Source organism: Streptomyces sp. Tek67B01 (assembly GCF_055231995.1).
Genome location: NZ_JBUYUY010000001.1, coordinates 6,513,996 through 6,526,574, shown reverse-complemented (window position 1 = coordinate 6,526,574; position 12,579 = coordinate 6,513,996). Strand labels below are relative to the sequence as shown.

Below are 12,579 nucleotides of genomic sequence, written 5' to 3'. Positions count from 1 at the left end.
GACGGCCGGACGGAAAGAACCTCGTCGCGACGCTCAGGCCGACATGGCCTCCCCGCCGTCCTCGGCGTCCTGCGCACAGGCCGCGACCAAGGCGTCCAGCGACAGGTCCAGCGCGTGGGCCAAGGCCGCCACGGTGAAGAAGGCCGGGGTCGGGGCCCGACCGGTCTCGATCTTGCGGAGCGTTTCGGCGGACACCCCGGCCGCCGCCGCCACGTCCACCATGCTCCGGTCACCACGGGCCAGACGGAGGAGGGCGCCGAAGCGCTCTCCGCGTTGCCGCTCCTGCGGACTCAAAGGAACTCTCACCATGCCCGTGATACTAATACCGGTATAAGTATTGGGTAGCACCGCACCGCAGGAGTCACGACACATGATGGAGATCAAGACCGACACGGCACTGGAGGCGATGCGGGAAGCCGGACGCGTCGTGGCCAACGCGCTCGCGGCCGTGCAGGCGGCGGCATCCGTGGGCGTCCGCCTGCGCGAACTCGACGAAGCGGCCCGCACCGTCTTGACCGAGGCCGGGGCCACCTCGCCGTTCCTGGGCTACCAGCCCTCCTTCGCCCCCGTACCCTTCCCCGCCGTCATCTGCGCCTCGGTCAACGACGCAATCGCCCACGGCGTACCCGACGACTACCGGCTGCGCGACGGTGACCTGGTGAGCATCGACTGCGGAGCCGAACTCGACGGCTGGACCGGCGACGCCGCCATCAGCTTCACCGTCGGCACCCCCCGCCCCGCCGACCTGGAACTCATCGCCGCCACCCGGCGCGCGCTCGACGCGGGCATCGCCGCGGCCCGCGTCGGTCACCGCGTCGGGGACATCTCCCATGCCATCAGCACGGTCGCGCGCGAGGCCCGCTGCGGCATGCCGGCCGACTTCGGCGGCCACGGCATCGGTCGCAGCATGCACGAGGAGCCGCACATCCCGAATCACGGGCGCCCCGCCCGCGGCCCCCGCCTGCGCCACGGGCTCGCGCTCGCCATCGAACCCATGCTGATGGCCGGGGGGCGCGACGACTACCGCACCGACCCCGACGGTTGGACGCTGCGCACCGTCGACCGCAGCCGGGCCGCGCACATCGAGCACACGGTCGCCCTCACCGAGGACGGCCCCCGCATCCTCACCTTGCCGTGAGCATCAGATCCCGGGGCGGGGGCCGGGGCTGGGGCCGGGGCGCGACAGGACGGCGCCCGGCACCCGACCGGGAGTTCCGTTCAGGACCGGGTCTCGGCGAGGACGCCCACCTTGTCGACTCGGTGCTCGGGATTGTTCTGCGCGTCCCGCCAGTGGTTGCCCGCCGCGTCGTCCTCCGGCGTGAGGCAGGTGGACACGGTGATCATGGCGCCGGACGGGGACGTCCCGCTGGAGCCGGGAACCGCGGCGCGTTGCTCCTCCATGGAGGACGATGACCGGAAGGACGTCGTCCGGGTGGAGGTGATGACGTACCGGTACGTCACGCCGCCCGCGGTGACGTAGACGGAGGCGCCCTCGGAGAGCGACGGCAGGGCGCCCAACGGACCGCCCGCGACGCTTCGGTGACCGGTGACGATGTAGTTGCCCACGTCGCCGGGGCCGACTCCACCGCCGGGGCCGTAGGGGCTCGCGGCCACCCCCTGGTCCTGGATACGGGTACCGGAGGCGTCATCGGGGCTTCCCTCATAGGGGACGATCGGAAGCCCGGAGAGGCCGATGGCCGGTATCGACAACGTGGCTTCCCGGATGTCGGTGACGGCCGCGGAAGGCGCCGCATCCCAGCCGGGTGGGCGGGACACGAGTCCGCCGGGAGCAGCCAACAGGACGGCGAGGGACACACCGGCGAGCGCCGATGGCACGCTGCGCGAAATACGGAACGGACGAGGAGACATGGCGGTTTCCAAAGTCTGCCGGGGTCGTTCGGGCAAGCCGGCCGGTCGGCCCTTCCAGCGTGGCACAGGGCGCGGCACACGGCGCGGCGTGCGGCGGCCCGCCGTGCGCACCCGGGTGAGGGAGGCGGGGGGCGGGGTGGATGAGGGTTCGGAGACGGTGGGGACTGGCCGGAAAGCGGCGGTGGGGCGGCGTAGAAAGAGACCGGATCGGGGTGTTCCTGTCCCGGGCCCGGCCGGGCGGAGGAAGGGTGGTCCACCGCATCGCCGCCCCAGGCCGAACCGGACCACGGAGGCCCCATGAACCACGCACCGCCCTCTCCCCAACCACCCACGTCACGCGAGGTGTTCGCGTCCGAGCTGACTCGTCTGCGCGAGAAGGCCGACCTCACCGTCCGCGCCGTCGCCGCGCGCGTCGACGCACCGGGCGCCCACAGCACCATCGGCGGTTGGTTCGCCGGGCAGAACCTGCCGTCGATCGGCTCCCTCCCCCTGTTCCGGCGGGTCCTGCACGTCTGCGGGGTCATCGATCCGGCCGAGATCGAACGCTGGTTGGAGCGGCTCGCGGATCTGCGTCGTTCAAGAGTTCTGCGCGTCGCGGGAGGCTCGTCCCCCTATCGGGGACTCGCGGGTTTCGAGGAGCGGCACGCCGACTGGTTCTTCGGCCGCGAGCGCCTGCGCGCGGCCGTCGTGGACCGGATCCTCTGCGAGGGTGCCGGTGGGCCCCGACTGCTCGTCGGCGCGTCCGGGTCCGGCAAGTCCTCCCTCCTACGGGCCGGGGTGCTGCCCGCCCTCCGAGGCGAGCACGGCTTCACTCCCCTCCTGCTGGTGCCCGGCCGCGATCCGATGGGCGCCTTGGCGTCCGCCCTGTCCGCGCGGGGGGAGGCGCGCGAGGGGACGAAGTGGGCGGACGCGGCACGCGATCCGCTCGAACTGGCCGCGCTGTTGAGGGCGTCGGCCGCGCGGGAGGCGGTACGCGTCGTGGTGGCGGTCGACCAACTGGAGGAGGTGTTCACCACCTGCCCCGACCCGGGCGAACGGGACCGGTTCCTGCGGTGCCTGGCCGCCCTCCCCTCCCCCGACGTACGCGTCGTGGGATGCCTGCGCGCCGACTTCTACGGCCAGGCCCTGGCCCAACTCCCCCTCGCGGCAGCCCTGCAGGACGGCCAGACCGTGGTGGGAGCGCTCAGCGAGGACGAGATCCGCGCCGTCGTCGGCGGACCCGCGGCGAAGGCCGGTCTGATCCTGGACGAAGGATTCGTCGACGTACTCCTCGCCGACCTGCGGGACTCCGGTCCCGGCGCGCTGCCGCTGCTGTCGCACGCTTTGCTGTCGACCTGGGAACGCGGGCGCGGCGCCACCTTGACCATCGCCGACTACCGGGCGGGAGGCGGGATGTCGGCCGCCGTCTCCGGGACCGCGGAAGAGGTGTACTCGGGGCTGTCCCGGTCCGAGTGCGCGCTGGCGCGGCAGTTGTTCCTGCGGATGGTCACCGTGGGGGACGCGGTGCCCGACACGCGCAGGCTGCTGCCGCTGCCACCGCCCACCGGCCGGCCCGATCAGGCCGGGCAGGTGTACGGAGTACTGGAGCGCTTCGTCGACCGGCGGTTGGTCACGCTCGACGGCGACGGAGCCAGGATCACCCACGAGGCGTTGCTCACCGCCTGGCCGCGGTTGCGCGACTGGATCGACACCGACCGGGCGGGGCAGATCGTATGGCAGGACCTGACGCGTGACGCGGACCGTTGGCTCGCGCACGACCGCGATCCCTCGCTGCTCTACCGGGGTACGCGGCTGGCCGTGGCGTCGGGGTGGGCGCGGGACGGCGGACGGGCCGCAGAACTGGACGCGCGGGAGAGCGGGTTCCTCGACGCGAGCCGCGAGGCGGAGGACGTTCGCGTCCGACGCGAGCGGCGCGGGGCCCGGCGGATGCGCCGGCTGCTGGTGCTGCTGTCGGTGCTGGTCGTCCTTTCGGGCGCGCTCACCGCCGTCGCCGTGGTCCAGCGCCGTGACGCGGAGAGACAGCGGGCCGTCGCCCTGTCCCGGCTGGTGGCGGCGCGCGCCGAACGGCTGCGGGGCGGCGACCTCGCCCTCGCCGCGCAACTCGCTCTGGTGGCGTACCGCACGGCGCCCACGGCCGAGGCACGGGCGGCACTGATGGACGCCTCCGCGCTGCCGGCCGTGACCCGGATGCTCGCGTTCCGGGGTGTCGTGCAGGCGGTTGCCCTCAGCCCGGACGGGCACACCCTCGCCGCCGGCGGTCTGGACCACCAGGTCGCGCTGTGGGACCTGCGCGATCCGGAGCGTCCGAAACCGCTGGGGGCGGCGCCGGTCCCGTTTGCCGACACCGTGTACGCGCTGGCCTTCAGCCCGGACGGCAGGCGACTCGCCGCCGGGTCCGGGGACGGCACCGTGCGGGTGTGGGAGCCGTCGGCCCCGGCCCCGGCGGCGACCCCGGCACGGGTGCTCAAGGGGTCGGACTCCGCCGTGTACGGGGTGGCCTTCGCCCCGGACGGCAAGGCGCTGGCCGCCGCGGGCGCCGACGGCGGCGTCTACGTGTGGCCGGACTCGGCGGTTCCCGGTGCCGAAGGAGGCTCCGGCCCGGCGTCCACCGCCACCGGCGCTACCGCTACCACCGGTACCACCGGTACCACCGGTACCACCGGTACCACCGGCCCTACCGGCACCACCGCCGTCCAGCGGCTCACCGGCTTCACCGGGGCGGCGCACACCGTCGCGTTCCGGCCGGGCCCCGGCACGGCACTGCTCGCCGCGGGGGGCGCGGACGGCTCCGTACGACTGTGGGACCTCGCCGATCCGGGCCGACCGTTTCCCTACGCGCAACCGCTGACCGGGGCGGCCGGCCCGGTGTTCGCGCTGGCCTTCACGGCCGACGGCACACGGCTGGTCGCCGGGAGCCAGGACCGGTCCACGCGGGAGTGGACCGTACCCGCACCCGGCTCCGACCCGGCGTCGCCCGCGGAGATCGGTGGGGCTCCGGCCGCCCCCGACGGCCCGGCCAGTTATGTCAACGCCGTCGCCTACAGCCCGGACGGACAGTGGCTGGCGACGGGCAGCGCGGACAACCAGGTGCGCCTCTACGACGCACGGACACGCGCCCTCGCCGCGGTGTTCCCGCACCCGGGACCGGTCACCTCGCTCGCGTTCCATCCCGGCGGCCGGCAATTGGTGACGGGCGCCGCCGACGGGACCGTACGCCTGTGGCAACTGCCTCCCCGCCCGCTGCGCGGCTTCCAGGGCACGGTCAACGCCACCGGGTTCGCGCCGGACGGGAAGCTGCTCGCCGTCGCGGGGCGCGACGTACAACTGTGGGACGTCTCCGATCCCTGGACCCCGCGCCCTGTCGGACCGCCCCTGACGAACCCCACGGGATACTCCGCGACGGTCTCCTTCACCCCGGACGGCCGCACCCTCGCCGTCGGCGGCCGGGAGGGCAAGCTGTGGCTCTGGGACGTGTCCCGCCCGGACCGCGCCGTGCCCTACGGTGAACCGCTGGCGGGCGGCGCCGGAACCATTCAGTCCGCGGCCTTCGACCGGACCGGCCGGACGCTTGCCGTGGGCAGCGAGGGGCGGACCGTGCGCGTCTGGGACACGGCGGACCCGGCGCGACCCCGGCTCTCCGCCGAGTTGCCGGAGCCGACGAACTACGTCTACTCGGTGGCCTTCAGCCCGGACGGGCGGCGGCTCGCCGCCGGCACGGTCGACAAGCAGGTGCTGCTGTGGCGGCTGCCGCCGGCCGGCGGCCGACCGGTGCTGGAGTCCACCCTGCGCGGGCCGGGCAGCTACGTCATGTCCGTCGTGTTCAGCCCCGACAGCCGGACCCTGGCCGCCGGTACGGCGGACCGGGACGTGTGGTTGTGGGACGTGAGCGGGGACGAGCCGCGTTCCGCCGGGCCGACGCTGACGGGGCCGAGCAGCTACGTGTACGCCCTGTCGTTCAGCCCGGAGGGCAAGACGCTCGCCGCGGCCAGTACGGACGGCACGGTGTGGTTGTGGGACACCGCTCACCCCGCCGACGCCGCCGACCCCGGGCGTCCGCGACTCGGCGCGGTGCTGAGCGGGCTCGGCGGCAAGGCGTACGCGGTCGCGTACAGCCCGGACGGACGCTCCCTCGCGGCGGGCGGCGCGGGCCCGGTGGCCTTGTTGTGGACGCGGGACGAGGAGGAGATCGCCCGGCACGTGTGCGCGCGGGCCGGGACGGTCGTCACCGCCCAGGAGTGGGCCAAACTCGTCCCCGGTCTGCCGTACGCCCCGCCGTGCCGGTGAGCCGGCGATGCCGGGTTCGGGATGGGTTCGGGGTGTACGGAGTTGTACGGAGCCCCGTACGGGCCTGGTCGACCTGCGGTTCCGTCCTTCCCCCGGCCGCCTTGGGATGGCTCTCTGGTGGAGCGCCGCCGGGTCCACCGGGGCGCCGCACCACCACCGTGAGTCTTCCGAGGGAGAACGACGATGCGCATGACGACCACCACCCTGCGGTCCCGGGCCGGACTGGCCGCCGCCGCGGCAGCCGTGGCGCTGACCGGTCTGCTCGCCGGCGCCGGCGGCGCCGACGCGGCCGGCAGCTACATCTCTTCGAACAGCGGCGGGGCGAACGAGCGCACCTGCGCCAACACCGGGTGCGGTTCGCTCGGGTACCTGTCCAACGGGACGGGCGTCACGATGCTGTGCTGGCTGGACAGCCAGTGGGTGTACCCGCCGAGCTCCAACTACGCCTCCAACCGCTGGTTCCGCGTCTCCAGCCCCGTGGGGACCGGCTACGTCCACTCGTCACTGGTGGCCGGCCAGTCCAGCGTCGGACACTGCTGACGCTACTGGTCCGTCGAAGGGTTCTCCGCCGTGTGCAGGGCTTGGGCGGCGATCGTGATCGCCTCTTGGTCGTGACCCGCGGCCTTCGCCGCCCGGGCCTGGCTCAGGGACACACCGAGCAGTTCCTTGGTGTGTTCCGGCAGGGAGCGGGACGCCACGATCTCTTCCAGTTTCCGGATGGTGTCCGCGGCCAAGTCGTCGGGCATCGCGCGGCCTCTCGTGCTCGTGGGTCAAGTGCGTTGCGACGGTGCCACGCCCCAGCCGGCGGGACAAGAGGAAGGCGGCCGAACCACTCTCATGCGTGACCGGGGTGACCTCCCCGGACCAGAGCGAGCCCGCCGCGGGGTGACCTGCGGCGGGCTTTGCGCGCGCCTCGCGCCACCCGGGTGGCGGGCGTGTTCGTACGGAGCTTCGCCTTTCGGGCGTCCCTTCCGGCCACCGGTTCCGGTCCACGCATGCCCTCATCTGCGGGTTTACGGTCCCCGGTGCTTGCCTTTGCGAAGGTTTTAGGAGGCTGGGTCCCATTCAGTTTGCGTGGAGCAACCAACTACTTCTACGGTTGCCTAGAGCAACGAAACGGGAGGCGTGATGGCGCAGCGGACGCAGTACGAGGAACTGGCTCGCGAGCTCAGCGCCATCGGCGCCGTCAAGAGGGACATGGCGCGGATACTGCCGCACGACTGTCCCGCCGGTTCCGCCGCCGTCCTGACCCTGCTCGACCGGCACGGCGACATGCGGATGAGCAGACTCTCCGAGCTGCTCTCCGTCGACACGTCCGTCACCAGCCGCCACGTCACGCACGTCGCCGAGCGCGGCTGGATCGAAAGGTCCCCGGACCCGGGCGACCGGCGCTCACGCATTTTGCGCCTCACCCCGTCGGGGCAGGAGCGGCTCGACGAGCTCTCCCGGCGCACGTCGCGGCTCCTCGCCGAACGGCTGAGCGACTGGTCCGACGACGAGGTCGGCGGCCTGATCCGGCTCATGACCCGGCTGCGCACGAGCTTCGGCGACTGCCGCTCGACCGGGCGGCTCCCCCACGCGAACGAACCGACCACCCGTACACCCGCATAGAACGTTAGGAAGCCCATGGCAACGACCACACCAGCCGGTGTGCGGGCCTCTCACGCCAAGCACGGAGGCGGCGGCGTCCACGAGCACGCCCCGATGACGCACCGGCAGATCATGGAGGCGCTCTCCGGGCTGCTGCTCGGCATGTTCGTGGCGATCCTGTCGTCGACGATCGTCTCCAACGCCCTCCCCCACATCATCGGCGACCTCGGCGGCGGCCAGTCCGCCTACACCTGGGTCGTCACGGCCGCCCTGCTGTCCATGACGGCCGCCACCCCCCTGTGGGGCAAGCTCTCCGACCTGTACAGCAAGAAGGCGCTGGTCCAGATAGCGCTGGTCATCTACGTGCTGGGATCGGCCGTCGCCGGCATGTCCCAGAACGCCGGCATGCTGATCGCCTGCCGCGTGGTCCAGGGCATCGGGGTCGGCGGGCTGTCCGCCCTCGCCCAGATCGTGATGGCGGCGATGATCTCCCCGCGCGAGCGCGGCCGCTACAGCGGCTACCTCGGTGCCACCTTTGCAGTCGCCACCGTCGGCGGCCCGCTGCTCGGCGGTGTCATCACCGACACCGACTGGCTGGGTTGGCGCTGGTGCTTCTACGTCGGCGTCCCCTTCGCGATCATCGCCCTGATCGTGCTCCAGAAGACCCTCCACCTCCCCGTCGTCAAGCGCGAGGTCAAGGTCGACTGGGGCGGCGCGTTCTTCATCTCAGCCGCCGTTTCGCTGCTCCTGCTGTGGGTCACCTTCGCCGGCGACAAGTACGACTGGCTGTCGTGGCAGACCTACGCGATGGTCGGAGGCTCGCTCGCGCTCGGCGCGCTGTTCGTGCTCGTCGAGGCCAAGGCGAGCGAGCCGATCATCCCGCTGCGGCTGTTCCGCAACCGGACCATCGCGCTGTCGTCGATCGCGTCCCTGTTCGTCGGTGTCGCGATGTTCACCGGCACCGTCTTCTTCAGCCAGTACTTCCAGCTCGCGCGTGACAAGTCCCCGACCATGTCGGGCGTGATGACGATCCCGATGATCGCCGGACTCTTCGTCTCCTCCACCGTCTCCGGGCAGGTCATCACCAAGACCGGCCGCTGGAAGGCGTGGCTGCTGTGCGGTGGCGTGCTGGTGACGGCGGGCCTCGGACTGCTCGGCACGATCCGCTACGACACGACGTACTGGCACATCGCCATCTTCATGGCGCTGCTGGGCCTCGGCATCGGCATGATGATGCAGAACCTGGTTCTGTGCACGCAGAACCAGGTGGCGCCGTCCGACCTCGGCTCCGCCAGTTCCACGGTGACGTTCTTCCGCTCCCTCGGCGGTGCGATCGGTGTCTCCGCGCTCGGCGCGATCATGGCCAACCGGATCACCCACTACGCCAAGGACGGGCTCGCCACCCTCGACCCGAAGTACGCGGCCGCCGCGGGGCAGCAGAGCTCCGGCGGCAGCATCCCGGACATGAACAGCCTGCCCGGCCCGCTGCGCACCGTGATGGAGAGCGCGTACGGCCACGGCATCGCGGACGTGTTCCTGATCGCCGCGCCGCTCGCGCTGATCGCCTTCTTCGTGACGCTGTTCATCAAGGAGGTCCCGCTGCGGACGTCGGGTGGAATGGCGCAGGCTTCCCAGGCCGCGCAGGAGGCCCAGGCCTCCCGCGAGGTCCCGGCTCCCCGAGCCGAGGTGGAAGGCGACGCCGAGGCCGAGGTCGCGACCCTCGCGGACGCCCCCGGACGGGCCGCCGCCACGACTGCCGACGCGGGGGCGGGGCCCCTGCCCGACGGCGTCCCGGTGCGCGGCCACGTGCGCGGGGCCGAGAACGCCCCCGTGCCGCAGGCCGCGGTGACGCTGATCTCGCTCGCGGGACGCCAGCTGGGCCGGTCGGTCGCGCAGGCCGACGGCGCGTACGCCGTCAGCGCGCCGGGCAGCGGCTCGTACGTGCTGATCGCGGCCGCCGACGGCTTCCAGCCGCAGGCCTCGACGATCGTCGTCAACGGCGAGCCCGTCGCCTACGACATCCTGCTGAGCGGGACGAGCGGTCTGAGCGGCGTCGTACGGACCGCCGAGACCGGGACCCCGGTCGAGGGCGCCATGGTCATCGTGACCGATGTGCGCGGGGACGTACTGGCCGCCGGAGGCACGGACGGGCAGGGCGCGTTCACCTTCGCCGACCTGGTGCCGGGCTCCGTGACCATCGCCGTGAACGCCCCCGGGCGCCGACCGAAGGCCCTGCACGTCGAGGTCGGCGGGGCGGGCGTCACCCGGGTGGAGGTCGAGCTGAGCTCGGGCGCCCAGGTGCAGGGCGTCGTCCGGGCGCCGGGCGGACCCCTCGGCGACGCGCGGGTCACGCTGGTCGACGCCGCGGGCAACGTCGTCGCCACCGCGCGGACCGGCGCGGACGGCGCGTACGCCTTCACCGACCTGGACGGCGGCGATTACACCGTCATCGCGACGGGATATCCGCCGGTGGCAACGGCGCTGACCGTGAGTGGTCGCGGCGTCGACGACCACGACATCGAGCTCGCCCACCCCGGCGAGTAGACGGGCACCGGTCCGTGGGGCGCGTCCCGTGAAGGGGCGCCCCGCGGGCCGGTTCTCTTTTCGGCTGGATCGACATGCTTTCGCAGGGAGAAAACGGGATGGGACTCACCGCACGTGTCCGCACGCGGGACGGATGGGCCGTGTCGCACGCGGTCGTCACGGTGACGGACATGACGGGCACACAGGTCGTTCGCGCGGAAGCCGACGCCGAGGGCGCCGTGCGCGACACGACCGCGCTCGCGCCGGGCGCGTACACGGTCATAGTCACGGCGGTCGGATACGCGCCCACCGCGTCGAGCACGATCGTCACGGCGAGCGGGCGCGCCGAGGTCGGCAGTGTGGTCCTCGCCCGGCAGGGGGGCTCCGAGCTGCCGCCGCCCGGGCCGTGGACCATCGACCCGGCACACTCGTCGGTGGCGGCCGTCGCACAGCACCTGGGGATCTCCAGCGTGCGCGGCCGCTTCAGCGACTTCGCCGGTCGGATCGTGATCGATCCGCGGGAGGTGACCGCGTCCCGCGTGGAGGCGGTGATCAAGGCCGCCTCCATCGACACGGGCAACGGCATGCGGGACGGGCACCTCAAGTCGCCGGACTTCCTGGACGTGGAGGCGTACCCGGAGATCACGTACCGCTCGACGGGGCTGACCCCGGCCGGCTCCGACCGCTGGACGGTCCACGGCGATCTGACCCTGCGCGGCGTCGTACGCCCCGTCGACCTGGCCCTGGCCTACTCGGGTACCGGCGCCGACCCCTGGGGCGGCACGCGCGCCGCGTTCCGGGCCACCGCCGAACTCCACCGCGAGGACTTCGCGATGAACTACAACCAGGTCGTCCAGGCGGGGATCGCCGCCATCGGCGCGACGCTGAAGGTGGAGCTGGACATCCAGGCCGTGCGGGGCGAGTCGCTGCCGCAGTCCTGACATCAGGCCCGGCGTCCCCGGTGGGCGACGCGGCGACGCCGTCGACACGCCCCTCCGGCGTGGCGCCGCAGATGTCCCGGCCGCCCACGGTCGTTGTTTCCAGGGCCGCCGGCCGCTCGCACCATGCGGGCGGCCGGCGGCCCGAGTCGTTCCCGGATCACGCCGTCTGCCGGAACCCGCAAGCGAATTGCGCCGACCCGCCGCCGTGAGGGCGCCCGGTTTCGCCGACGCGTACGTCCCCGGCTCGGCTCCCGGACGACCGCGCCTGTGTGACGCCCCGCTCGACGAGGTCGTCGAGTCCTCGTCACCACATCCGCGAGGTCCGCCCGGAGACCGTGGTGACGCACGACGCCTACGGCCGGTTGACGGGACACCCGGACCGCGTACGCGCCCACCGCCTGACGCCTGTCGCGGTCCACGCCGCAGGGTTGGGACACCTGCCTCCCGACGCCGGAGCGCCCTGGCGGCCGGCGGCCCCATGCCCGGCCGCGCACCCGCACTCCGGCCTCGCAGAGCCGGGGCCGGACGCGGCGACGGTCCGCCCGGTCTTGGGCCGGCTCAGCGCGGCGGCGGTACTTCGAGGCGGGCGTAGCGGCCGGGTGTGGTGCCCACGACGCGTTTGAAGTGTCGGGTGAGGTGTGACTGGTCGTAGAAGCCGGCGGCGGTCGCCGCTTCGCCCGGCGGTTGCCCATCGAGCAGCAGCCGGCGCGCCAGGTCCACGCGGCGGGACGTGACGTACTGGTGCGGGGCGATGCCGAAAGCGCCGCTGAAGGCGCGTACGAGGTGGGTGGGGTGGGCGTGCAGGAGGCTCGCGGCCTCGATCAGGGTGAGCGGTTCGAGCAGCCGTTCGTCGAGGAGTTCGCGCAGTGTCCCGGCGACACCGGGGTCCGGCCGCGTGGCGCGCCGGAGCGCGGGGCGCAGGTGCGCGCGCAGCCGTTCGCCGATGAGGGCCAGGCGGCTCTCCGCCTCGAACGCGTCGCCCGGGTGCTCCAGGGCCGTGTGCAGTCGCGCGACACGGCTGCGCAGGAGGGGGTCGGCGAGGTCGGGGGCGTCCACCGCGGGTCCGATGAGGCCGGCGTCGAGGTGGGTCATGTCGAGGTAGAGCACGCGCTTGCGGAAGCCGTCCGTGGTGGCGGGTGAGCCGTTGTGCGCGACCTGCGGCGGGAGGAGGCTGACGGTGTCGGCCGGGGTGGCGCGCTCGTGGCGGTCGAGGTCGTAGCGGACCGCCCCGTCGTCCACGATCAGCAGGGTCCAGGCGTCGTGGACGTGCATGGGGTAGGAGTGTTCGGTGAAACGGGCGTGGAACACCTCCACCACGCCGGCCACCGAGGGGCGCCAGGCCGAGGTCTCCTGCCGGGGCGTCATGCAAGGA

At 73.0% G+C, this 12,579-nt stretch carries 10 protein-coding genes; 6 read left to right on the top strand and 4 right to left on the bottom strand.

What is annotated here, in order from left to right:
* Positions 1 to 33: 33 nt before the first annotated feature.
* Positions 34 to 309: a helix-turn-helix domain-containing protein gene (locus tag ACV7NM_RS29585; RefSeq protein WP_463413165.1), complete on the bottom strand. Its 276-nt coding sequence runs from the start codon at positions 307 to 309 to the stop codon at positions 34 to 36.
* A gap of 61 nt (positions 310 to 370) precedes the next feature.
* Between ACV7NM_RS29585 and map the strand changes: the two genes are divergently transcribed.
* The gene (gene map, locus ACV7NM_RS29580; protein ID WP_463413164.1) at positions 371 to 1,138 is read left to right on the top strand and encodes a type I methionyl aminopeptidase; all 768 of its coding nucleotides are present in this window, start codon (positions 371 to 373) and stop codon (positions 1,136 to 1,138) included.
* 80 nt (positions 1,139 to 1,218) lie between these two features.
* On the opposite strand, the gene ACV7NM_RS29575 is transcribed toward map, so the two are convergent.
* Complete coding sequence (locus ACV7NM_RS29575) at positions 1,219 to 1,869, bottom strand: sortase domain-containing protein (protein WP_463413163.1); 651 nt, start codon at positions 1,867 to 1,869, stop codon at positions 1,219 to 1,221.
* 297 nt (positions 1,870 to 2,166) lie between these two features.
* Between ACV7NM_RS29575 and ACV7NM_RS29570 the strand changes: the two genes are divergently transcribed.
* Both ACV7NM_RS29570 and ACV7NM_RS29565 read left to right on the top strand, forming a co-directional pair.
* Positions 2,167 to 6,153, top strand: a complete 3,987-nt coding sequence (locus ACV7NM_RS29570) for an nSTAND1 domain-containing NTPase (protein WP_463413162.1) — start codon at positions 2,167 to 2,169, stop codon at positions 6,151 to 6,153.
* A 189-nt stretch (positions 6,154 to 6,342) separates the two neighbouring features.
* Positions 6,343 to 6,693, top strand: coding sequence for a hypothetical protein (locus ACV7NM_RS29565; RefSeq protein WP_463413161.1), 351 nt, complete (start codon positions 6,343 to 6,345; stop codon positions 6,691 to 6,693).
* Positions 6,694 to 6,695: 2 nt separating this feature from the next.
* Here ACV7NM_RS29565 and ACV7NM_RS29560 read toward each other — a convergent pair whose 3' ends face one another.
* Positions 6,696 to 6,899, bottom strand: coding sequence for a hypothetical protein (locus tag ACV7NM_RS29560; protein WP_463413160.1), 204 nt, complete (start codon positions 6,897 to 6,899; stop codon positions 6,696 to 6,698).
* A 382-nt stretch (positions 6,900 to 7,281) separates the two neighbouring features.
* Between ACV7NM_RS29560 and ACV7NM_RS29555 the strand changes: the two genes are divergently transcribed.
* The 3 genes from ACV7NM_RS29555 to ACV7NM_RS29545 all read left to right on the top strand — a co-directional run bounded on the left by ACV7NM_RS29555 (position 7,282) and on the right by ACV7NM_RS29545 (position 11,207).
* The gene (locus ACV7NM_RS29555) at positions 7,282 to 7,764 is read left to right on the top strand and encodes a MarR family winged helix-turn-helix transcriptional regulator (protein ID WP_463413159.1); all 483 of its coding nucleotides are present in this window, start codon (positions 7,282 to 7,284) and stop codon (positions 7,762 to 7,764) included.
* A 93-nt stretch (positions 7,765 to 7,857) separates the two neighbouring features.
* The gene (locus tag ACV7NM_RS29550; RefSeq protein WP_463414108.1) at positions 7,858 to 10,287 is read left to right on the top strand and encodes an MFS transporter; all 2,430 of its coding nucleotides are present in this window, start codon (positions 7,858 to 7,860) and stop codon (positions 10,285 to 10,287) included.
* A gap of 98 nt (positions 10,288 to 10,385) precedes the next feature.
* Positions 10,386 to 11,207 carry a YceI family protein gene (locus ACV7NM_RS29545; RefSeq protein ID WP_463413158.1) on the top strand — a complete coding sequence of 274 codons (822 nt, stop codon included), beginning with the start codon at positions 10,386 to 10,388 and terminating at the stop codon, positions 11,205 to 11,207.
* A 558-nt stretch (positions 11,208 to 11,765) separates the two neighbouring features.
* Here the strand turns inward: ACV7NM_RS29545 and ACV7NM_RS29540 are convergent.
* Positions 11,766 to 12,572 carry a helix-turn-helix domain-containing protein gene (locus ACV7NM_RS29540; protein WP_463413157.1) on the bottom strand — a complete coding sequence of 269 codons (807 nt, stop codon included), beginning with the start codon at positions 12,570 to 12,572 and terminating at the stop codon, positions 11,766 to 11,768.
* Between the last annotated feature and the right edge of the window lie 7 nt (positions 12,573 to 12,579).